Source organism: Limnohabitans sp. 2KL-51 (genome assembly GCF_003063645.1).
In the GTDB taxonomy this organism is placed as follows: Bacteria; Pseudomonadota; Gammaproteobacteria; order Burkholderiales; family Burkholderiaceae_C; genus Limnohabitans_A.
In genome coordinates this window covers 1-1,476 of record NZ_NESJ01000050.1, presented here as the reverse complement: position 1 = coordinate 1,476, position 1,476 = coordinate 1, and the positions used below count along the sequence as shown (strand labels likewise).

The 1,476-nt window shown below is 58.3% G+C and carries 1 protein-coding gene; it reads right to left on the bottom strand.

What is annotated here, in order from left to right; translation table 11 throughout:
* Window positions 1-245: 245 nt before the first annotated feature.
* Window positions 246-1,376: an IS110 family transposase gene (locus tag B9Z49_RS21305; RefSeq protein WP_108355439.1), complete on the bottom strand. Its 1,131-nt coding sequence runs from the start codon at window positions 1,374-1,376 to the stop codon at window positions 246-248.
* Window positions 1,377-1,476 lie beyond the last annotated feature (100 nt).

Here is a 1,476-nt window from a genome sequence, read left to right as displayed (position 1 = left end):
TCTCTCTGTTTCTTTTGTCTTCTCGGTCAGTGACTGTGGATCAGGGACTACGAGGCTGATTGGGCGACGGTAGATCATTCTGGTATTCGTGGGTTGGTTACCACATGCCTTGTCTTCGGTCGCGCAGCTGCCCATCTCTACAGTCGTGGGTCATCTCCCCCTTTCGGGTGAGCGCCACATAGGAGCGTCTGGGGTTCTGCAGTACTGCCTGCGCAATCCCTGAACCACAATCACCGACCTCTTGTTCATGCTGTTGCCCGACTACCGTGCACCTGGCCACTGGCCTCGCACGCAATGGCCCAGACAAAGCCCACCATCTCCCGGGCCACCGCCGTGCACACCTTTTGTTTGAGCTTGCCCAAACTCAGCAGTTTTTGATACCGCCCGCACAGCCTTTTTTGCCCCTCCCACGCAATGGCCTGCACCCGCTCGCTGGTCTTTTCTGCCCTCATCTCTATCGTGCGGCTCTTGCGCGCCGGGAATCGGTAGTTCCAAGCCGCCTCCACCAACACCCGCCTGACGTGCCCGTTGCCCGTCTTGGTGATCGAGCCTTGCTGCCTTTTGCCGCCGCTGCTGTGCTCGCTGGGCACCAGCCCCAAATACGACATCAGCTGCTTGGGGTTGTCAAATCGCGTGATGTCCCCCAGCTCTGCCAACAACGTCACCGCCGTGATCGTGTTCACGCCCCTCATCGCCATCAGGCTGTTGAGCACGGGCTCCAGGCTCCAGCCGCGCACGGCCAGCAAGATTTGCTTTTCCATGCCCAGCAAACGCCTGCTGGCCTCTTTGAGCGCCTCAACGTACTCTTGCATCACGATGTGCTGCATGGGCGTCTCAAACGTGAGCGTCTCCATCCAGCGCCAGTGCGCCACAGTCCACTTGCTTTTGCCGGTGAAGATCTTGCCGTTGCGCAGCAAGAACGCCCCCAAGCGTTGGCGTGCCTTGGTTTCGGTTTGTTTGAAATCTTCGCGTGCCCGGCTCAGATCGCGGATGCCCTCTTGCTCTTTGTCTGGCACCCACACCGCCGTCAAGCTGCCATCGGCGTGCAGCTTTGCCAAGCTCAGGGCGTCACGCCTGTCGGTTTTGATGCGCACGCCTGGCATGCGAGGAATCAAAGAGGGGGCTACAACGGCGCACGACTGGCCCAGCTTTGTCAGTTGGTGGAAGACCTCGTAGCCACATGGCCCCGCTTCGTAGCAAAAGTTCAACACTTCGCCGTCGGGGCACAGTTGTTTGGGCAACTTGGCAATGGCCGCTGGCGTGTTGGGGATTTCTCCAAAGTAAACCGGTTTAGTGCGAAGACCGCGCGCGACGGCAACGGCGATGGTGTCTTTGTGAACATCAAGGCCCACGTAGATATCGTTAAACTGTTTCATGACCTGCCTCCTGAGTTATGGCACTGGGTTGATAAAGGTTTCGCACCCATCAACTTAACCCACGTTTGTCAGGTGGGCAGGTCATCCATCATGTCTACAA